This is a genomic window from Heyndrickxia sp. FW510-T9, from assembly GCF_058781025.1.
Genome location: NZ_JBYSWK010000018.1, coordinates 24663 through 45064, shown reverse-complemented (window position 1 = coordinate 45064; position 20402 = coordinate 24663). Strand labels below are relative to the sequence as shown.

The 20402-nt window shown below is 34.6% G+C and carries 17 protein-coding genes; 12 read left to right on the top strand and 5 right to left on the bottom strand.

All coding sequences use genetic code 11. The features are described 5' to 3' along the window. Window positions 1-123: 123 nt before the first annotated feature. The 4 genes from mnmH to AC3WJF_RS11275 all read left to right on the top strand — a co-directional run bounded on the left by mnmH (window position 124) and on the right by AC3WJF_RS11275 (window position 3863). Window positions 124-1212, top strand: coding sequence for a tRNA 2-selenouridine(34) synthase MnmH (mnmH, locus tag AC3WJF_RS11290; protein ID WP_492452179.1), 1089 nt, complete (start codon window positions 124-126; stop codon window positions 1210-1212). Window positions 1213-1470: 258 nt separating this feature from the next. Then, complete coding sequence (locus AC3WJF_RS11285; RefSeq protein WP_492452177.1) at window positions 1471-1596, top strand: hypothetical protein; 126 nt, start codon at window positions 1471-1473, stop codon at window positions 1594-1596. A 174-nt stretch (window positions 1597-1770) separates the two neighbouring features. After that, the gene (locus AC3WJF_RS11280) at window positions 1771-2451 is read left to right on the top strand and encodes a response regulator transcription factor (RefSeq protein ID WP_492452175.1); all 681 of its coding nucleotides are present in this window, start codon (window positions 1771-1773) and stop codon (window positions 2449-2451) included. Continuing rightward, complete coding sequence (locus tag AC3WJF_RS11275) at window positions 2448-3863, top strand: HAMP domain-containing sensor histidine kinase (protein WP_492452173.1); 1416 nt, start codon at window positions 2448-2450, stop codon at window positions 3861-3863. The genes AC3WJF_RS11280 and AC3WJF_RS11275 overlap by 4 nt, the downstream gene beginning before the upstream one ends. A gap of 120 nt (window positions 3864-3983) precedes the next feature. Here the strand turns inward: AC3WJF_RS11275 and AC3WJF_RS11270 are convergent, their stop codons facing one another. Continuing rightward, window positions 3984-4433 carry an Hsp20/alpha crystallin family protein gene (locus AC3WJF_RS11270; protein WP_492452171.1) on the bottom strand — a complete coding sequence of 150 codons (450 nt, stop codon included), beginning with the start codon at window positions 4431-4433 and terminating at the stop codon, window positions 3984-3986. 480 nt (window positions 4434-4913) lie between these two features. On the opposite strand from AC3WJF_RS11270, the gene sucA reads away from it, so the two are divergent. From sucA to AC3WJF_RS11255, 3 genes are all read left to right on the top strand, one after another. Continuing rightward, on the top strand, window positions 4914-7736 hold the full coding sequence (sucA, locus tag AC3WJF_RS11265; protein ID WP_492452170.1) for a 2-oxoglutarate dehydrogenase E1 component: 2823 nt from the start codon (window positions 4914-4916) through the stop codon (window positions 7734-7736). A 151-nt stretch (window positions 7737-7887) separates the two neighbouring features. Next, window positions 7888-9138, top strand: a complete 1251-nt coding sequence (gene odhB / locus AC3WJF_RS11260) for a 2-oxoglutarate dehydrogenase complex dihydrolipoyllysine-residue succinyltransferase (RefSeq protein ID WP_492452168.1) — start codon at window positions 7888-7890, stop codon at window positions 9136-9138. Window positions 9139-9309: 171 nt separating this feature from the next. After that, entirely contained in the window at window positions 9310-10116 is an 807-nt protein-coding gene (locus tag AC3WJF_RS11255) for a DUF2935 domain-containing protein (RefSeq protein WP_492452166.1), read from the top strand. Window positions 10117-10194: 78 nt separating this feature from the next. Here AC3WJF_RS11255 and sda read toward each other — a convergent pair whose 3' ends face one another. After that, entirely contained in the window at window positions 10195-10332 is a 138-nt protein-coding gene (gene sda, locus AC3WJF_RS11250; protein ID WP_492452164.1) for a sporulation histidine kinase inhibitor Sda, read from the bottom strand. Window positions 10333-10616: 284 nt separating this feature from the next. Here sda and AC3WJF_RS11245 point away from each other — a divergent pair, with 284 nt between their 5' ends. Continuing rightward, window positions 10617-11537, top strand: a complete 921-nt coding sequence (locus AC3WJF_RS11245) for an LCP family protein (RefSeq protein ID WP_492452162.1) — start codon at window positions 10617-10619, stop codon at window positions 11535-11537. A 217-nt stretch (window positions 11538-11754) separates the two neighbouring features. On the opposite strand, the gene AC3WJF_RS11240 is transcribed toward AC3WJF_RS11245, so the two are convergent. The 3 genes from AC3WJF_RS11240 to AC3WJF_RS11230 all read right to left on the bottom strand — a co-directional run bounded on the left by AC3WJF_RS11240 (window position 11755) and on the right by AC3WJF_RS11230 (window position 14582). After that, entirely contained in the window at window positions 11755-13239 is a 1485-nt protein-coding gene (locus tag AC3WJF_RS11240) for an aldehyde dehydrogenase family protein (RefSeq protein ID WP_492452160.1), read from the bottom strand. A gap of 229 nt (window positions 13240-13468) precedes the next feature. Then, window positions 13469-14269 (bottom strand): membrane protein insertase YidC, encoded by an 801-nt coding sequence (gene yidC, locus AC3WJF_RS11235; protein ID WP_492452158.1) that lies wholly within the window; start codon window positions 14267-14269, stop codon window positions 13469-13471. A 4-nt stretch (window positions 14270-14273) separates the two neighbouring features. Next, window positions 14274-14582, bottom strand: a complete 309-nt coding sequence (locus tag AC3WJF_RS11230; RefSeq protein ID WP_492452157.1) for a hypothetical protein — start codon at window positions 14580-14582, stop codon at window positions 14274-14276. 211 nt (window positions 14583-14793) lie between these two features. Here AC3WJF_RS11230 and AC3WJF_RS11225 point away from each other — a divergent pair, with 211 nt between their 5' ends. The 4 genes from AC3WJF_RS11225 (at window position 14794) to moaA (ending at window position 20367) form a co-directional block, all read left to right on the top strand. Then, window positions 14794-15672: an ATP-binding protein gene (locus tag AC3WJF_RS11225; protein ID WP_492452155.1), complete on the top strand. Its 879-nt coding sequence runs from the start codon at window positions 14794-14796 to the stop codon at window positions 15670-15672. 11 nt (window positions 15673-15683) lie between these two features. After that, the gene (locus tag AC3WJF_RS11220) at window positions 15684-17609 is read left to right on the top strand and encodes a vWA domain-containing protein (RefSeq protein ID WP_492452154.1); all 1926 of its coding nucleotides are present in this window, start codon (window positions 15684-15686) and stop codon (window positions 17607-17609) included. A 361-nt stretch (window positions 17610-17970) separates the two neighbouring features. Further along, entirely contained in the window at window positions 17971-19134 is a 1164-nt protein-coding gene (locus tag AC3WJF_RS11215; protein ID WP_492452152.1) for a D-alanyl-D-alanine carboxypeptidase family protein, read from the top strand. A gap of 231 nt (window positions 19135-19365) precedes the next feature. Beyond that, window positions 19366-20367: a GTP 3',8-cyclase MoaA gene (gene moaA / locus AC3WJF_RS11210; RefSeq protein ID WP_492452230.1), complete on the top strand. Its 1002-nt coding sequence runs from the start codon at window positions 19366-19368 to the stop codon at window positions 20365-20367. Window positions 20368-20402: the final 35 nt, after the last annotated feature.

Sequence of the window (20402 nt, the reverse complement as noted above, 5' to 3'; positions counted from 1 at the left end):
AGTTTATCAAACCCATTATCTACTTTGCACAACTAGTATAATCATAAATAGGTCACTTGTTTAAACACAATAAGAATTTGGATATGATAAAATGAAAGGGAAGAGAATTGGAGGATTGAATTTATGTCACAAGATATTACAGTTGAAGAGTGGCTTGCTGAAAAGGATAAATACGTAACAATGGATGTTCGTTCCCCATTAGAATTTTCCGAGAGTGCTATTCCCCATTCTATTAATATTCCCATCTTTTCAAACGAAGAACGTGCAGAAATTGGGACTTTATATAAACAAGTTGGAGCAAATGCTGCAAAGTGGAGAGCGATGGAGATTGTATCGCCGAAAATTCCGTTTTTGATGAAAAATATTAAAGAAATTGAAGAATCCGGAAAAAAACCTTTAATTTATTGCTGGCGTGGTGGAATGCGCAGTGGATCCGTTGCGCAGTTTGCTACATTTTCAGGACTTCATGTGTATAGATTAAAAGGTGGATACCGTGCCTTTAGAAAAAAATCGTTAGAGATGATTCCTGAATTACTACCAGGCAAAGCAATCATTTTACATGGAATGACAGGAACAGGAAAAACACAGATATTAAAGCAATTAAAGCAAAAAGGATATCCTGTGCTAGATTTAGAGGGAATGGCGAATCATAAAGGATCTCTTTTTGGGGCTATCGATGGAAGAATCCCGCATAATCAAAAAACATTTGATGGTCTGTTATTTAATGAATTACTTTCTTTAAAACACTCACCATATGTGCTCATGGAGGGGGAAAGTAAACGAATTGGACATGCAGTACAACCTGATTCTTTATTAGCTCTAAGAGATAATGCCATTCATATATATGTATCGTCTTCTAAAGAGGCAAGAATACAAAGAATATATGAGGAATATGTTCAACTAAATGAAAACTATCAACAATTTAAAGAAAACGTTGGCACAGCTTTACAATATGTAAGTAAGAGAGTCAAACTAACCGACTGGAAACAAAGAATATATGATGTTTTAGAAAGCAATCAATATATAACCTTGATTGAAATACTAATAGATGATTATTATGATCCACAATACATTCATAAAGAAGATAAATATATAATTCAGTCTGAAAGAGTGTTCAGCGATAATATTGAAGATGCGGTAAAGCAAGTGATGGAGATTGTGGATCGATATCATTTTATTCATAAAGAGAGGTTAAATTCTATCGGAAATTGACAGGCTAATATTTTTTTATTTCTCATGATTTTCTAATCTTCCTTTCATGAAAATATAGGAAATCCCTCTTATAATGATTTTGAGTCTCGACACATGTCGGTTTGGCTCCCCTTATTATTTTACTCATTATAAAGTTCCTTCTTTAAATCCGGCTAAAATTAGCCGGTGTTTTTTTTATCCAGAATTTAGATAATTTTAATCTGTTTCTCATGTAAAGTTGGTAATGTTGAAGATGAACAATCTAAGGAGGCGAATAATATGTGGGTACGTATTATCCCAGTTGTATTCTTTAGTTTGACAGCAGTGTCACTAGTAGCCTTTCAGTCAATTGAAATTGTTCATGCATTTATTAACTTTATTTCTTCCAAGACAAATATTAAATAATACTTCAAAGATCGGGCATCTCCAATAAAGAAATGAATCTTCCCCTGGAAGCCAAACGACTTTTTAGGAGGGAGCTTTCTTTTTGAAAAGGTATTATTTTTTATTAGAGTTTGTCATAGACCAAATGTTTAAAGTAAACTTAAGGAAAACTTAACGTTTTAGTAGGTGAAAAAGATGAAGAAAATCTTACTAATTGAAGATGAAAAGAATTTAGCTCGGTTTATTGAACTGGAACTGAAGCATGAGGGATATGAAATTAAAGTTTCCTATGATGGTCGGGAAGGACTCCAATTTGCGTTAGAAGAAGAATGGGATGTAATTTTACTCGATTTAATGCTTCCTAGTTTGAATGGACTCGAAGTCTGCAGGAGAGTTCGGCAGGAAAAAGAAACACCGATTATTATGATTACAGCTCGTGATAGTGTGATGGATCGAGTATCGGGTCTTGATCATGGTGCAGATGATTACATAGTAAAACCATTTGCAATCGAGGAGCTGCTTGCACGATTACGAGCAATCGTAAGAAGAATCGAGTCCCATGAAACGCAAACAAATATGACTAGTTATCAATATCGGGATTTATATGTGGAAAAAGAGAGCAGAATTGTAAAGAAGAAAAATCAATTAATAGATGTAACAAAAAGAGAATATGATTTACTGTTGACCCTTCTGGAAAACAAAAATATCGTAATGACCCGTGAGGCCTTGCTAAATAAGGTATGGGGCTATGAGACAGAAGTGGAGACAAATGTAGTGGATGTATATATTCGTTATTTGAGAAACAAAATTGATGAACCTAGTGAAGAAAGTTATATACAAACTGTTCGCGGTACAGGGTATGTGATGCGTGAATGAAGTTCCTACGTAGTTGGTATCAAAAGAGTTCATTAAAAGTAAAATGGTCGCTTGGCGGAAGTGCCGCCATTTTTTTTACCTTCTTTATTTTTAGCTCTATTCAATATACGGTTATTAGGCAGGTCATGTTGCATGAAGAAGCCTCTAATATAAGTCAGGAATTAAGTGAAATTGTAAATTTTTATAAAAATCGTCCTTTTAGCTCTATGGAAGATATTAAAAACAATTCAGATATTACAAAACAATTACTTGAAAAAGATCAAACTTTATATGTACTTAATCAGAAATTGATTGGTATAGCAATTACACAAAAAAATAATAATAAAAAACCAAAGTCCCCCCTAATCGAATTCGAGCCTGTTAAAGAAAAAACGGTTGACCTTACAACGGTAGATGGCAAGAAAATATATGTGGGACGTGCTCCAATTGTTTCAAGTGGTTTTAGTGGGTATATAGGTGTGGTTGATCCACTAACAAGATACCATCAAATGATGACAAGCTTATTTTTAATCATGTCCATATTAGGTGCTGTATCGTTATTATTAAGTGGCTTTATCGGTTTTTTAATGGCGGAGCGTTTTTTACAGCCTATGAAAAAACTTTCCGATACGATGAAAAGTATTCGCAAAAAAGGCTTCCAGGAAAGAATGGAACCGAGCGAGTCGCAGGATGAGATGGGTGAGCTGACCAATATTTTTAATGAAATGATGGATCGAATTGAATTATCCTTTAATCAGCAAAAACAATTTGTGGAGGATGCTTCACACGAATTAAGGACACCAGTGCAAATTATGGAAGGGCACTTGAATCTTTTAAATCGCTGGGGTAAAAATGATCCTGATATTTTAAATGAATCACTTCAAGCATCTCTTCAAGAGCTTGAAAGAATGAAAAATTTAGTTCAAGAGCTTTTAGATTTATCAAAAGTAGAACAAGTTGAAAACAAAAGATTTGATCAAAATACAGTAGTAATGAAAACTTTGAACAGAATCGTAAAAAATTTTGAAATAATTCATGAGGATTTTGAATTCTCACTCCATTACGACAAACTAGAGTATGCAGTCATAAAGATGAGCGAAAATCATTTCGAACAGATTATGATCATCTTACTTGATAATGCTGTAAAGTACTCAGAGAAAATTAAAAAAGTAGACATATTTGTAGAAGAAACTAATGATGATTTAAAGATTACCGTCAGGGATTATGGAGTAGGGATTCCTGAAAAGGATTTATCAAAAATATTCCATCGTTTTTATCGTGTTGATAAAGCTCGCAGTCGGGCAAAAGGCGGTAATGGTTTAGGTTTAGCTATTGCAAAAAATTTAGTGGAAGGCTACTCTGGATCGATCAATGCCTCCAGTACCCTTGGTGAAGGAACTAGCATATCACTAACATTGCCGCTCCATAGATAAGGCCGATGATTTCATTCATCGGCCTTTTAGTTAAGTCTAACTCCATTTGCCAATAGGCTAGCTGATTTCTCATTTCTCTGTCTCCTCCGTACGCCGATGCTCAAGGTGCTTCCACTTTTCTTATAACCTCTCAGACACATCTATTTCAGTAAATTGTAGATCAGCGCTTTTTGGCATTTTTATTTCCAATATTCCATCTTTATATTGAGCTGTTGTTCCTTTTTTCTTAACAAGTGCTGGTAAAGTGATGGTTTCTCTGTTTTTATCGGAACTGTTTTCAATGATTAATTGATTAGAGGTATGGTAAATTTTTATGTTATTAATCATGTCCTCACTAATTGGAATACGCACAAATACGTCATCAAAGGTTTCAAAAACATTTGAAGTTAAGTTTGTTGGTGAAGGATTATTTGATTGTTGGTTGCTTTGTGGAAAAATACTAGAAGCTCTAGAAAGCATATCATTATGATCAAACATACCTTCCCATTGTTTTGGCATGAATTGGGAAATCATATTTTGTACACCTTTTTCCATATCTTGGGGGTTCATTTGTTGAAGTAATTTAGTCATATCACTATTAAAGGGAAACATATTCCACGGAAACAAGGACATCACCCACTTCCTTCCAAAACTCATACGACATCAATAACATGCCTACAGTAATATATGCATTTGCCTAACAAAAGTGTAAAGGAATATATTACGGCATTTTTTTCTTTTTTCATGTCAAAAACATTTGATTTTCTTGCAAATAGTAGTAAGATGAATATGGTTAAAATTTTGGTAGATGGGAAAGTTGATTTATTTTGTCTTAAATATATGGTCTGTTTTTTTAGGTATTACAAAATTTGAGTAATATTTAAAAAAGTGGCTTAATGCCTTTATCTTATTACTTTGCAGTGATAAAATGAGGGGTGTAAGCGTTTATGCTTTTCCAGTTATTATTTATTACATATTGTTGAATTCCATTCCTCTCTTACAAGCATATGATGGAATGGGGAGTAATTTTACGAAAAATTTTAAAAGGCTTTAGGCTGGAGGTTTATCAAGATGAATGAACAAGCATCAAGAGGTTTCTGGGATAGTTTTTCGGGCCCAAACCTTGGTTATGTGATGGAGGTTTATGAGCAGTACCTTAATGATCCGGAAAGTGTTGAGCCGGAAATGAGAGAACTATTTGAACAATGGGGAGCACCTACTGTTTCAAATGAAGTATTATCAACACATGGGCAAGCAGATGTTTCTTTTCAAATGCCGGCAAATGCAACTATTTTCAGCAAAATCGTTTCTGCGGTTAAATTAGCTGATAACATTCGCACATATGGACATTTAGCTGCCGACATAAATCCATTAAATAATACAGAAAAAGATACACGTCGTATCGAATTGAAAGAATACAATCTTACTGAAGAAGATTTGCGACAAATCCCAGTATCATTCATTTGTCCGGATGCACCTGCTCATGTAAAAAATGGGTTAGATGCTATTAATCATTTAAAAGAAGTGTATACAAAAACAATTGCTTATGAATTTCATCATGTTCATGATTTAGAAGAGAAACATTGGCTTCAAAGAACCATTGAATCAGGTAATATTTATCCTCAGCTAAGTAAAGAGGATAAAATAAATATTTTAAAAAGGTTAACAGAAGTAGAAGGTTTTGAAAAGTTTGCGCATCGCATTTTTGTTGGCCAAAAGAGATTTTCTATTGAAGGTTTAGATATGCTTGTACCTTTAATGGATAAAATTATTAGTTCTTCTGTAAAATATGGGGCAAAAAATGTCAATATCGGGATGGCACATAGAGGTCGCTTAAATGTATTAGCTCATATTTTGGAAAAACCATATGAGTTAATTTTTGCTGAATTTCAACATGCACCGAATAAAGATCTTATACCTTCAGAAGGTTCTACTGGAATCACATACGGCTGGACTGGAGACGTGAAATATCATCTTGGTGCTGATCGGATAAATAAGGAAAGTGTACGTGTGATATTGGCAAATAATCCAAGTCACCTTGAAGTTGCTGCACCAGTTGTAGAAGGCTATACAAGAGCAGCACAAGAAAACAGAAAAACAAGTGGATATCCAGAGCAAAATTCGGAAGAGGCATTGGCAATTATTGTTCATGGCGATGCTGCATTCCCTGGTGAGGGTATTGTAACAGAAACCTTAAATATGAGCGGTTTAAGAGGATATAACACTGGCGGATCTATTCATATTATTTCTAACAATATGATTGGTTTCACAACAGAAAGCTTTGATTCTCGCTCTACAAAATATTCATCTGATGCAGCGAAAGGCTATGAGATTCCAATCATTCATGTAAATGCTGATGATCCTGAAAGCTGTTTTGCCGCTGCCGTTTTTGCAGCTGAATATCGTCGGTTGTTTAAAAAGGATTTCTTAATTGACTTAATTGGTTACCGTAAATTCGGACACAATGAAACAGATGAGCCGATGACTACGAATCCAATGATGTATAATATTGTACGCAAACATCCTACTGTTCGAACTATATATGCTGACAATTTAGTGAGTGAAGGATTATTAAGCAAAGAGGATGTTCAGAAGTTTGACGAAGATGTTATGGCAAAATTACAGGCAGCTTACGATAAAGTTCCTGGAGCTGATGAAAATCCTGATATTGTGATGAATCCTCCAGAGTATGTTGCAAGTGGTTATCCAGCAGTAAAAACAGCGGTAGATGAATCAGAACTAAAAGACTTAAATGCTCAATTATTAAATTGGCCAGAAGATTTTAATGTATTTAAAAAGCTTGGCAAAATTTTGAAACGCCGTGAAAATGTTTTTGATGGTGATGGAAAAATTGATTGGGCTCATGCAGAATCCCTTGCATTTGCTTCTATTTTAAATGGTGGAACTCCTATCCGTATGACTGGTCAGGATTCGCAACGTGGAACATTTGCTCAGCGTAATCTTGTTTTACATGATGATAATACCGGAGAAGAATATATTCCACTTCATCATCTGAAGAATACAAATACTTCATTTGTAGTTTATAACAGTCCTTTGACTGAAACTGCGGTGCTTGGATTTGAGTATGGATATAATGTTCTATCACCTGAAACATTAGTACTTTGGGAAGCTCAATTTGGTGATTTCGCGAATATGGCACAAACGATATTTGATCAGTTTATATCTGCGGGACGTGCGAAATGGGGTCAAAAATCTGGACTTGTTATGTTATTACCGCATGGTTATGAAGGTCAAGGGCCAGAGCATTCTAGTGCGAGGATGGAGCGCTACTTGCAAATGGCTGCGGAAAATAACTGGACAGTTGCTAACTTGTCGACTTCTGGACAATATTTCCATATTTTACGCCGCCAAGCAGCAATGCTGGAAAAAGATGAAATTCGTCCATTAGTGTTAATGACACCAAAAAGCTTATTGCGCCATCCATTGGCATCTGTTGATGGATCTGTACTAACAAACGGCGAATTCAATCCGGTTTTAGAACAAGCTGGACTTGGAGAGAATGTGGATAAAGTAGAAAGAATTGTTCTATGCAGTGGAAAAATAGCCATTGATTTAGAAGCTCGTGTCCAAGAGGAAGAGAATTTGGATTGGGTTCATATTCTAAGAGTCGAAGAATTATACCCATTCCCTGAAAAGGAAATAAAAGAAATTCTTTCTCGCTACTCGAATCTTAAAGAATTAGTCTGGGTTCAAGAAGAACCGCAAAACATGGGTGGCTGGTCCTTTGTTGATCCATATTTACGTGAACTTGTTACGCAAGGTGTAAATGTGAAATATGCAGGTCGTCCAAGACGCTCAAGTCCATCTGAAGGGGACCCAGTTGTTCATAAGAAAGAGCAAAGCCGTATTATTAATGAAGCAATGACGAAATAACTATTGTATATAGCTAAATAGAAATTGGTGTAAGGAGAAAGAGTATCAGTAGTAATGATATTTTCCCTTGCACCCTTAAATCTAATATTTTATGTGAGTCAGATACGATAATTGCTAAAATAGCATTGATTATTAAAGGGAGGACATCATCGTGGCTGAAATTAAAGTGCCTGAATTAGCAGAATCAATTACAGAAGGAACCATTGCGCAATGGTTGAAAAAACCAGGAGATTATGTGGAAAAAGGAGAATACATCGTAGAGCTTGAGACAGATAAAGTAAATGTCGAAGTTATCTCGGAAGAGGCCGGTGTTATTCAAGAATTAAAGGCTGAAGAAGGAGATACAGTTCAAGTTGGTGAGGTAATTGCAATCGTAAGTGAAAGCGGTGAAGCACCTGCAACAAGTGCTCCAGCAGCGGAAACAAAAGCGGAACAACCAAAACAAGAAGCAGCTCCTGCACCACAAGTAGCAGCCGTAGAAGCTACTGAGGATAAAGGTCGTACGATAGCTTCTCCTGCAGCTCGTAAGCTTGCTCGGGAAAAAGGTATTGAAATTGGACAAGTTCCAACAGTAGATCCACTAGGAAGAGTACGCAAGCAAGATGTTGAAGTATTCGATAACCAGCCAAAACAAGCAGCAGTACAGGCAGCACCTGCGCCATCTAAAAATGCACCGGCTGCAGTAGCTCAAGAAGATGGAAAACCAGTTGAGAGAGTACGTATGTCTCGCCGTCGCCAAACAATTGCAAACCGTTTATTAGAAGTGAAACAAAATACAGCAATGTTAACAACTTTTAATGAAATCGATATGACAGCTGTAATGGAACTTCGTAAGCGCAAAAAAGACAAATTCCAGGAAGAACATGATGGTACTCGTCTTGGTTTTATGTCATTCTTCACAAAAGCAGTAGTTGCAGGATTGAAAAAATATCCATATGTTAATTCAGAAATGCAAGGCAATGAATTATTAATTAAAAAATATTATGATATCGGTGTAGCCGTTTCTACTGAAGAAGGTTTAGTTGTACCTGTTGTTCGTGACTGTGACCGTAAGAACTTTGCGGAAATCGAAGCAGATATTGCTGGTTTCGCCAAAAAAGCAAGAGATAATAAGCTTGGTTTAGCTGATTTACAAGGTGGTACATTTACAATTACGAATGGTGGAGTATTTGGTTCTTTATTCTCTACACCAATTATCAATGGTACACAGGTTGGTATCCTAGGTATGCATTCCATTGTAAAACGCCCAGTTGCCGTTGGCGACCAAGTAGAAATTCGTCCTATGATGTATGTAGCTTTATCTTATGACCACCGTGTTATCGATGGAAAAGATGCTGTTGGATTCCTATCTACTGTTAAGAAATTACTCGAAAATCCAGAAGACTTATTATTAGAAGTTTAATATATCAAAAAGGCAATCACTTTATGTGGTTGTCTTTTTATATTTAGACTATATATAAGATATATAAATCGCCAAACTAGTTGATAGCATCTAATCCAACCTAGTACTTCTAAAAAGACATAAGACAAGACAGATATGGAATAAAATTGATATGGGATAGGAGGGGATGAGATGAAAACATTTATACAGTTGGCAAAATTTGAACATGAGTTTTGGTTGCAAATACTTGGTGATCATGCAAGATTTATTTTAGATTCATTAAGTGTAACCGAGGAAGACCATATACAAACAGCAAAGGATTTTAAAGATATTTTTGATCAGTTACTTCAAAATGCAAGGACGTTAAATGATTATAATTCTCTTATCATTCTCGCAAATGAGTCAGAAATTGAAGTGAAAAGACTTAAACAATTCAAATTAACACTTATTGAAAAGCATCTAATAAGCAAAGTGAAAATTCATTTATCACCAACTTTTTTAAGTCATATGATAAATGAATTAGAAGAATATGAGCGTTTGTTAGAGTATTTAAAACGAGGTGAGCGGCCACCTCTATTACACGAGCTACATCATCATTTACTCTGGTTACAGGATGCTTATGGGCATGCCGGGGCAATTCATTCCGAAATGGATGCTACAGAGGCAAAAATGAAAATGGAAAGTAAAGAATTTGTTCGTGAATTTCAACAATTTTATTTAAAAGCAGTGGAGTTTACTGGTTATTTACGAACGAGCTTAGATACATTTCCAGCATTAAGAAAAATGAATGAAGATGTAAAATTAGAAATGGAGATGTTCCAAGTATTTTTAAATGAGATATTTGAATTGGAAATTTCTGATGAAGTTCTCGGTACTTTCCCGGTACTAATGGCAGATCATATGTTTCGTGAAGAATGCTATTACTTACTAAAGCTAGCAGAATCGGCAAATATTGAACTACCCAATTGTAATCCAGCACGGCCAAGAAGAGAAGCTTAACTTTTTTATCATTACATTAGAAAATTGAAAATTATTAAAAATAGCGTGTGGAAACTCACACGCTATTTTATTACTATTTTATTGTTTTAATGTAATAGGCACTAACCCACGTTTTTTTAGTTCAGATTTTAATAATTGAATCCACTCTTGATCTTGACCTTTCTTTTTAGCGTCTCGATAGGCTGCCACCAACAATTCATTACTCATAATTTTCATGACAATACCTCCTAGTGGAAATTATTTAAATTGATTCCTTTTATTTTAACGCTTATTTAGTTGTTTGAGAACCCCTTAAAATAAAAAAAGTTATAATTTTGAATTTATAATAAGCGGGCTTACGACTTGAGACTGAAAATTATGAATTAATATTGTGTAAAATGGTTCCGAAAGAACAATTACATAATATCTGATCAAATGCATGGTTTTATTTTAATTTCTTATATCAAATACTATTATATTTCTTTTATTTGTTCATACTAACTTAAAAAGAGGTGAGAAACATGAAAAAATTTATTATTCTAAACCTCGTCATAATTCAATGCATTTTTTTAGCATCATGTAAAAATATGCTGCACCTTAATGAAGATAAAAACAATTCTGCGAAAATAGAAGAAAATTTCAAAAAGAAACTTAATGAAAATCCTATTAATTTTCTATTATTAGGAATTGATACGAGAGAAGGGGAAAAATCTAGAACTGATTCCATTATTGTAAGTCAGTATGATGCTGGAAATCGTTCTATAAAATTAGCATCCATCATGAGAGATAGTTTTGTTAAGATTCCAGGATATAATCGAGTGTATAATAAATTGAACCATTCTTATTATTTAGGTGGCGAGGATTTATTAAAGAAAACGATTGAACAAAATTTTGGAATTAACATTGATCATGTAATTACCATTGATTTTAAAGGTTTTGTGAAGGTGGTAGATACAATTGCACCTGAAGGAATTAAAGTTGATTTAAAACAAAACATAATAGATGACATGGCTTTAAAAGTATCGCCTGGGGAGAATTATCTTCATGGAGACCAGCTTTTAAAATATGTCCGTTTTCGACATGATGCTAGAAGCGACTTTGGAAGAGTTGAAAGGCAACAGGAAGTTTTATTTAAAATGAAGGATAAGTTTCAGAAAGAAATGAATACATTAGATGGGTTTGCCAAGATACCTTCTCTATTAGATTCCTCTATAAAATACGTTCATACTGATTTAACAACAACAGAAATTTTAACATTAGCTTCTACGATATTTTTACAACGTATTGATAATATTGATACTATCCGAATTCCTGTTAAGGATGGTTTTACAAATAAAAATATTCCTTATGCAGGGGAAGTCTTACAATTAGATTATAAAAAAAATATAAATGCAATAAACCAATTTTTCCGTGAGCCACAGCCAGTAAATGATCATCGTTGATTAGAAAAGCGGAAGGGCAACAGCTCTAGCGTTCGGATGAGTGAAATTTGAAGTGTAATTTCACCTTCGTAGTCTTCGACTGTGATAAAGGAAACACGGCGAGGAACGAGTCGATGTCCGCTTATCGTAGGGAGGAGACGTAGAAATCCGCTAGCCGCTGGAGCTAGACAACATTAATGAAGAGGATCATTTCTAGATCCTCTTCATTTTCCTTTTCTTATTTCATTGAAATCCAAACACTCTTTACTTCTGTATAGTTATTTAATGCATAAGAACCCATTTCACGACCAATACCAGATTGCTTATAACCGCCGAATGGTGATGCAGCATCAAAAGCATTATAACAATTTACCCAAACCGTACCTGCGCGTAATTTGCTTGCGATATAATGGGCATTGGCAACATCGCGTGTCCACAAGCCTGCCGCAAGACCATAATCACTATTATTTGCACGATTAATTACTTCGTCTAAATCATCAAATGGCATAGCCGAAATAACAGGTCCGAAAATTTCTTCTTTTGCTATGGTCATTTCATCCCTGACATCAGCAAATATCGTTGGTTCAACAAAATAGCCGTCTTCACGTGGTTTTTTACCGCCTGCTAGGAGCTCGGCACCTTCATTGAGACCTTTTTCAATATAATTTAATACTCTATTTTGTTGTTCTATAGATACTAAAGGTCCCATTTGTGTATCACTATCAAGTCCTACACCTTGCTTAATGGATTTCGCATGTGATGCCATATCTGCTACAACATTATCAAAATGTTTCTTTTGAATAAATACACGTGATCCTGCACAGCATACTTGGCCTTGATTAAACATGACACCATTAAGGGCACCAGGGATAGCTTTTGTTAAATCAGCATCTGGCAGTATAATATTAGGAGATTTTCCGCCTAGTTCAAGCGTAACACGTTTTAATGACCCGGAAGCACGTGCCATGATCATTTTTCCAACTTCTGTAGAACCTGTGAAAGCAATTTTATTTACTAAAGGATGATCAACAAGCGGTTGTCCAGCAGTTTCACCAAACCCAGGAACAATATTAATTACACCAGGAGGGAATCCGGCTTCATTTATTAACTCAGCTAAGTAAAGTACTGAAAGAGGTGTTTGCTCCGCAGGCTTAAGGACGATTGTACAACCCGTCGCAAGAGCAGCTCCCATTTTCCACATTGACATTAGAAGAGGGAAGTTCCACGGAATGATTTGTCCCACTACTCCAACTGCTTCATGTCTAGTATAGTTAAAGAAAGGGCCACTTACAGGGATTGTTTGGCCCGTAATTTTTGTGGACCAGCCTGCATAATAGCGCATATGTTCAATTGCTAATGGGATATCCGCACCAGATGTTTCTCTGATTGGCTTACCATTATCCAATGTTTCTAATTGTGCAAGTGCATCTTTATGCTTTTCCATTAAATCAGCGAGCTTATACATCGCTCTACTTCTTGATGCTGCGCTCATTTTTGACCATTTACCTTCATCAAAAGCTTTTCTTGCTGCTTTTACCGCACGATCAATATCTTCAGGACCACCTTCATAGACAGTCGCCAATGTTTCTCCTGTAGCAGGATTTGGTGTATCGAATGTTTTTCCTGATGCACTTTCGACAAATTCACCATTAATGAAAAGTTTCTTTTTCCCTTGTAAAAATTTCTCTACTCTTTCATCCACACTTAATAAAGTTTGGCTCATAAAAAATCCTCCTTCAGAATAGTTTATCTAAGAGGTTTCATCATGCTGTATGAAGTTAACAGGGATAGCGCTTACATTTCCATCCTACTAATAATTGTATTCTATTTCAATCAAAATTTATATAAAATTAAGAATACTTTTTTACATTTTCTTTTCTAGTTCGACAAAACATTAAAAAAAGTTAATCGTAAAAGAAAAAACCTGCTCACTAGAGGAGCAGGCAAGAAACTTATTTTTGTGGAGCTTTACTTACTTTTTCTTTTTCTTTTTCTTTATGAGATGCATAAATCTTTTTTGATAAAAAGGTTTGGCCGATTAAAAATGCTCCACCCACAGCCCAATATAAAGGCAATGCAGCAGGTGCGTTAAAGGAAATAAATAAAATCATAATAGGTGAGATTAAACTCATAATTTTCATTTGCTTTTCTTGTTCTGGAGTCATTCCAATCATCGATACTTTTGATTGGAAGTAATAAATAACCCCAGCGATTAGTGCTAGCGGAATATCTCTATGACCAAGATTAAACCAAAGGAATGAACTGCCTGCGATTTCTGAAGAACCACGAATCGCATAATAAAATCCCATTAAAATTGGCATTTGAATGATAAGGGGTAGACATCCCATATTTAATGGGTTTACATCATGCTTTTTGTAAAGTCCCATCATTTCTTGCTGTAATTTTGATTGCTCTTCTTTTGTTTTGGCTTGCTTAATTTTGGCCTGTATTTTTGTCATTTCAGGCTTTAAAACTTCCATCTTTTCTTTCATTACTTGCTGTTTTTTGTACGTGTTTAACATTAATGGCATTAAAACTAGCCTAATAAGGATTGTGACAAAAATGATGGCAATACCGTAACTGCCTCCAAATACATGTGCTGTAAAATGGATTATCTTGGCGAATGGCTCTACAAAATAATCATTAAAAAATCCTGTATGTTTCACTGGTTTTCCATTTGCTGCTGATGTACAAGCTGATAATATCATTACTAATCCGACTAAAAGAGCAGATACTTTTACATAACGTTTCATTCATTTATCCTCCTATAATTTGAATTGTTTTTTGAATGACGGATAAATGATGATCCGAATCATCCTTCGAGGATTCTTTTCTTCTTACATATTTAATAATCCATGTCATTAATGGATTTTGCGTTTTTTCCTTTTTCCATTCTAAAGTATACTCTGAACTAATAGTTAATTCAGTTGGTTTTCCTGAAAAATAAGAATAGGAATTAATCCTAAAACGATTCCATATAAATGCTAGTCCAATTGTTAGAATAAGACTGACAGAAAATGAACATATAAAAGGGTCATATGTAAGATTTATTAAATATTCCATCAAATTCGTTCACTCACTTTAGAAGACTCATTAGATTCGAATTATACCGTAAAGTAGCGCGTTTTACAATCATTTATTCATTGATGGGATAATTGTTTGTACATTATTTATAAAAGCTTCATTTATAAACATAAAAGAATGATCAGTTTATGATAAAATATATGCTTATGGAAGAAATATTTAACGTAAGCTTTGACAGGAAAGGAATTTTATAATGGATCAAATATTACATCAATTACCACAAGATATTATAGATATATTGCAAGAAAGAAAGCAGAGTTTTGTTAATGAAAAAGATATGATTGGCAGTCCGGGATATATTCCCGCAGATAATGCCATCTTAATCGATACGATCATTGCATTATTATTAGGCAAGAATGTATTGCTGAAAGGTCCTACAGGATCAGGCAAGACGAAACTTGCAGAAACAATATCATCTATTTTTGGACAGCCCATGCATAGTATAAATTGTTCGGTTGATTTAGATGCAGAAGGGTTACTAGGATATAAAACCATTCATCAGGACGAAAGAAAAAGCTTTATTGATTTTGTTCCTGGACCAGTTGTTCAAGCTATGAAAAAAGGGCATCTATTATATATTGATGAAATTAATATGGCGAAACCGGAAACACTACCTATTTTAAATGGTGTGCTTGATTATCGAAGAATGATCAATAATCCTTTTACAGGTGAAGTGGTGAAAGCAATAGACGATTTTGGTGTTATTGCTGCCATTAATGAAGGATATATCGGTACCGTGCCATTAAATGAAGCATTAAAAAACCGTTTTGTGATCATCGATGTTCCTTATATTCAGGCAGAAACTTTAAAAATTGTCTTGCAAAATCAAAGTAAGTTGAAGGATGCTTCTCTTATTAATCAATTTGTCGCACTATCCAGCGATTTAATTACACAAGCTGGGATGGGGCAGATTTCGGAAGATGCCGCATCGATTAGAGCACTGATCGATACATGTGATCTTTCTGTGTATATTACACCTTTAAGAGCAATTCAAAGAGGAATTATAGATAAATTAGAAGATGCTCGTGAACAAGCAGCCATTCGCAATATTGCTGAAACAATATTCGGATAGGAGGTTTTTATATGGAACGCTTTATTCAATTTAATGATGAACAAATTGATTCTATGCTTTTTATGGAACTTTCTGATCTTACCAAAACCTTAATGAGAGAAAAAGAATATGAGTTGGAATTTGGAGTTCACTCATACTTAGATATTGCCGAACACAAAGTGTTAGTCAGACATTTTTGGAATCATCGGCCAATGTCTATTATGAGAAATGGCTTGAAAAGTGATGTTTTTTTGCGAGCAATCGGAAATTTTCATTATACAGATTTTGATGAAGTATTTCTTTTTCTGAAAAAGTTGAAATCCATTAAATTTAAAAGTTTTGCAAAGCAGTTGTTTGTGTTAGCTGAAGATTTACGGATTGAAGAGAATTGTAAGAGAGAAAGAGCCGGAACTGTAAAAGCATTTCAGACACGCAGACAAATATACTGGGATTATTTTGAGTCTCAGCAAAATGTCAATCTAGTGAAGAGTGTTTACACCGATGCATTATTTAATACTATCTATTTGATGCTTACTGCGGAGTCCCCTTTATTAGAAATTCCTTCTTTCAATGAGGAATTAAATCTGACCTTTCCATATATTCAAACTCAGGTATTGAACTTATTTGATGCCAAGTCAACGAACGAGATAGCGCGATTCACCTTGAATATAATGGAAGTATTAGACGAAGTTTTAGAGCAGGATATGTTAAATGAATATTTTCATCTTCCCGAAAAAATGTTGGAAGTAATGGAGGAGGAAGGGCTTTCATTTAACGATCTAAAGCGGAAAGATCGTTTGCAAAATGATGATAGATTAGAAAAGAAGAGTACTGGTGAAGAAGAAATTTTTAATGAGGAAATGAGAACATGGCACAGGGAAACGAGTGACTTCGGCAAAAGCTTTCTTCAATTTGACCTCGAACAAGGATCTGGAACCGATTTACTTGGGGAGGGAGTCCGTGAAAGTGAGACAGGCGATCAAGTGCTTGGTATTGTCCAAGGTTCCGCAAAAAAATCAAATCGGAATGATTATTCTAAGCTGGAAGCTCTTGAACAAGATAGAAATATAAATATAAATGCGGGAGGGAACATGGAATACGGGGATGAAAACCGAAATGCATTTCCGATTTTCCTTTCGCCATCCTTGCCTAATTACGAAGAAATCCAAGTATATGATAAATTGAGAACAAATATTAGCAATCAACAAAAGAAGCTGAAGAAAATAATAGAAAAAATATTAGAACATAAAAGATCCTTTCCACAAACGAATATGCAATACGGAAGACTTAGCAAAAAACTTCTTCCATTTTTCATCGATGAAAACCCGAGATTGTTTTATAAAAAACAGGATTACTCGAAAGAAATTGATGCTGTATTCACTTTATTAGTCGACTGTTCCGCTTCGATGGCTGATAAGATGTCTGAAACGAAACTAGGAATTACACTATTTCATGAAGCATTAAAATCCGTGTATGTTTCACACGAAGTTGTTGGATTTTGGGAAGATACGAGTGAAGCAACTAAATATAAGCAGCCGAATTATTTTAAAACGGTGATCGATTTTGGGTCTTCCCTTAATAAAAAAACAGGCGCGACAATTATGCAGTTACAACCGGAAGAAGATAATCGTGATGGTTATGCTATTCGGCATATGACTAGGAAGCTTATAAAAAGAAACGAAAAGCAAAAATTTTTATTAGTTTTTTCCGATGGAGAACCTGCTGCTTTTGGTTATGAACAAAATGGAATTGTGGATACACATGAAGCTGTATTAGAAGCGCGGAAAAGAGGAATAGAAGTTATCAATATTTTTCTATCTAATACCCCAGTGTTGGAAGGACAAAGAAATTTACTCCGAAATATTTATGGGAATTTCAGCATTATTTTATCCGATGTCACTGAATTGCCTAATGTTCTTTTTCCCCTGCTTAGAAAGCTCCTTCTAAAAAGTATTTAAAATAGCATATTAAATAAAAGGTGTACCACTTTTAATTAGGTACGCCTTTTTGCGGTTGTATATGTTATTCAGGAAGATAAAAAACGGCTCTGACTTTGGGTCAATTGTATGAATGACTAAAGTAACAGACTAAATCCGAAAATGGTAAAAGAAATACAAATGACAAAATAAAATAAGGATAGAAAACCCTATTCTATACAGCTTTTCTATTAGACTTATAAAATTACAAAATACTAGTAGTAATGGTCGGTCTTTTTCGACAAATTTTTCATTTCTATTACAATTTAGGAAAAAAGATATAAGAATTTTTATTTTTTTGATAAAATTGTGTAGAAATCAATTGGATAGGTAGAGGTTAATTATGATAAGACGAATTTTATTTTCTATAATAATGGTACTGACTACTTTTTCTGCTTTCGAAAAAGTAAATGCAGCGGAAAAACCAACTATTAAAATCGCCAGTAAGTCTGCTGTTTTAGTAGATAGTAACAGCGGACAAATTCTATTTTCAAAAAATCCCAATAAAAAGCTGTATCCAGCAAGCCTAACCAAAATTGCAACAGCCATATATGTAATTGAAAACGGAAATTTAAATGATATTGTTACTATAAGTAAAAATGCTGCACATACTGATGGAACTAAGGTATATCTTGTAGAAGGTGAGAAGGTTACATTAAAGCATTTATTACAAGGACTTTTAATAAATTCTGGAAATGATGCAGGGGTTGCCATTGCTGAATACATGGGTGGAGATATTCCAACCTTTGCGAAAAAGTTAAATATATTTCTTGAGCAAAAGATTGGTGTGCATCATACACATTTTGTAAACCCACATGGCTTATTTGATAAAAAACATTATACGACTGCAAACGATCTTGCAATGATTACGGACTATGCCATGAAAAATCCAACCTTTCGAGAGATTTTTGGGACTAAAGAATTAAAATGGGATGGGGAAGGCTGGCATACCACCCTTATTACTCATCATTTAATGCTAAAAGGAGAAATGCCTTACCCAGGTATCACAGGTGGTAAAACCGGATATGTTGATCAATCAGGACAAACTCTAGCAACAACTGCAGAGAACCCAAATATTCATTTAACAGTTATTACGATGGATGCAAAATCAAAGCAAGATGAATATCAAGATACAAAGCAGCTTCTTGACTATGGATTTAATAATTATAAGACGGCTACCTTACCAAAGGATTCGATCTATAAATATGATGACAAAACATTTAAATCAGAGGAAGATTTTCTATATAGCACTCCACTTCATTCTAGTGTTACGGAAAAGATAACAGATGGTGGGATATTAGAAATTGTTGATAAAACCGGAGCAATCTTAAATTCTTTTCAGCTTACAGAGCAAAAGCCATTAGCTGTTGAAGCGATTTCTAGCGGAAAGGTTTCAGAAACTCAAAAACAAAATCCTTGGCTCTTCATGATTCCACTTGCAATTGTAGGTATAGGAGCTGGCTGGACTTTTAGGAGGTTGAAATATCGCAAAAAAAGGGTGAGATAAAATCACCCTTTTTCACATTTCTTGGTTAAAAACAGATTTGTTTTCATTCGAGTAATAATTTTCTTTTCATTGTAGGTTAAAAATGTAATAACATAGAGCCTGTGTTAGCTTATTTTTGTTGCTATACAAAAAAGTTATTCATTATATTATTAATATTTTGTTATTTTAAATATAATAAAAGGTGATAAAGAATGATTGTATCTTATCAAGGGGGAAGTTGTTTTGAATGATATGATTACAGATCAGTTAAAGAGACCGCTGCATGATTTGCGGATTTCCGTTACGGATCGTTGTAATTTCCGATGTCAATACTGTATGCCTGCAGAAATTTTTGGTCCCGATTTTCCGTTTTTGCCGAAAAATGAAGTTTTATCATTTGAAGAAATTGAAAGAATAGCTAAGCTTTTTGCTGATTTAGGTGTAAGAAAAATTAGATTAACAGGTGGCGAGCCATTACTTCGAAAGGGTCTTCCCGATCTAATTGGTAAACTTTCCTATATAGAAAGTATTTCAGATATGGGTCTTACAACAAATGGTGTACTGCTTACTCGACAAGCAAAAGATTTATATCAAGCAGGACTTCGCAGACTTAACATTAGTCTGGATGCATTAGATGATGATCTATTTAAAAGGTTAAATGGAAGAGGATTTTCCTCGAAAGTGGTTTTAGAAGGAATTGACAAAGCAGTTGAAATGGGATTTCACGTTAAAGTTAATATGGTTGTTCAAAAAGGGGTAAATGATCAACAGATAGTTCCAATGGCAGAATATTTTCGTGATAAAGGCATTACGTTGCGCTTTATTGAGTTTATGGATGTTGGAAATTCAAACGGATGGAATTTGGAGAAAGTAATTACTAAAAAAGAAATATATGAGATCTTAACCTCCCACTTTGCATTAGAACCTCTAGATTCAGGCTATTTTGGTGAAGTTGCAAAACGATATCGGTTTAAAGGAAGTAATGCAGAAGTAGGATTTATCACTTCTGTTTCAGAATCATTTTGTTCAAGTTGTACGCGGGCAAGAATTTCTGCGGATGGAAAGCTATACACATGTCTTTTTGCCAGTAACGGTAATGATTTAAGAGCGCTTCTTCGGGATGGTTCTACAGATGAGACAATAAAAAATGAAATCACTTCTATTTGGAACAAGCGGGCTGATAGGTACTCAGATGAAAGAAATAATCATAAGCCATTAAAGAAAAAGATTGAAATGTCTTATATTGGTGGATAATACTTGCAAATACTAGAAAAAGTGGTATAGACAAT

Excerpts from the sequence above, each read along its gene's own strand:
- mnmH (WP_492452179.1), top strand. The coding sequence starts at position 124 with ATGTCACAAGATATTACAGTTGAAGAGTGGCTTGCTGAAAAGGATAAA.
- AC3WJF_RS11285 (WP_492452177.1), top strand. The coding sequence starts at position 1,471 with ATGTGGGTACGTATTATCCCAGTTGTATTCTTTAGTTTGACAGCAGTG.
- AC3WJF_RS11280 (WP_492452175.1), top strand. The coding sequence starts at position 1,771 with ATGAAGAAAATCTTACTAATTGAAGATGAAAAGAATTTAGCTCGGTTT.
- AC3WJF_RS11275 (WP_492452173.1), top strand. The coding sequence starts at position 2,448 with ATGAAGTTCCTACGTAGTTGGTATCAAAAGAGTTCATTAAAAGTAAAA.
- AC3WJF_RS11270 (WP_492452171.1), bottom strand. The coding sequence starts at position 4,433 with ATGACTAAATTACTTCAACAAATGAACCCCCAAGATATGGAAAAAGGT.
- sucA (WP_492452170.1), top strand. The coding sequence starts at position 4,914 with ATGAATGAACAAGCATCAAGAGGTTTCTGGGATAGTTTTTCGGGCCCA.
- AC3WJF_RS11255 (WP_492452166.1), top strand. The coding sequence starts at position 9,310 with ATGAAAACATTTATACAGTTGGCAAAATTTGAACATGAGTTTTGGTTG.
- sda (WP_492452164.1), bottom strand. The coding sequence starts at position 10,332 with ATGAAAATTATGAGTAATGAATTGTTGGTGGCAGCCTATCGAGACGCT.
- AC3WJF_RS11245 (WP_492452162.1), top strand. The coding sequence starts at position 10,617 with ATGAAAAAATTTATTATTCTAAACCTCGTCATAATTCAATGCATTTTT.
- AC3WJF_RS11240 (WP_492452160.1), bottom strand. The coding sequence starts at position 13,239 with ATGAGCCAAACTTTATTAAGTGTGGATGAAAGAGTAGAGAAATTTTTA.
- yidC (WP_492452158.1), bottom strand. The coding sequence starts at position 14,269 with ATGAAACGTTATGTAAAAGTATCTGCTCTTTTAGTCGGATTAGTAATG.
- AC3WJF_RS11225 (WP_492452155.1), top strand. The coding sequence starts at position 14,794 with ATGGATCAAATATTACATCAATTACCACAAGATATTATAGATATATTG.
- AC3WJF_RS11220 (WP_492452154.1), top strand. The coding sequence starts at position 15,684 with ATGGAACGCTTTATTCAATTTAATGATGAACAAATTGATTCTATGCTT.
- AC3WJF_RS11215 (WP_492452152.1), top strand. The coding sequence starts at position 17,971 with ATGATAAGACGAATTTTATTTTCTATAATAATGGTACTGACTACTTTT.
- moaA (WP_492452230.1), top strand. The coding sequence starts at position 19,366 with ATGATTACAGATCAGTTAAAGAGACCGCTGCATGATTTGCGGATTTCC.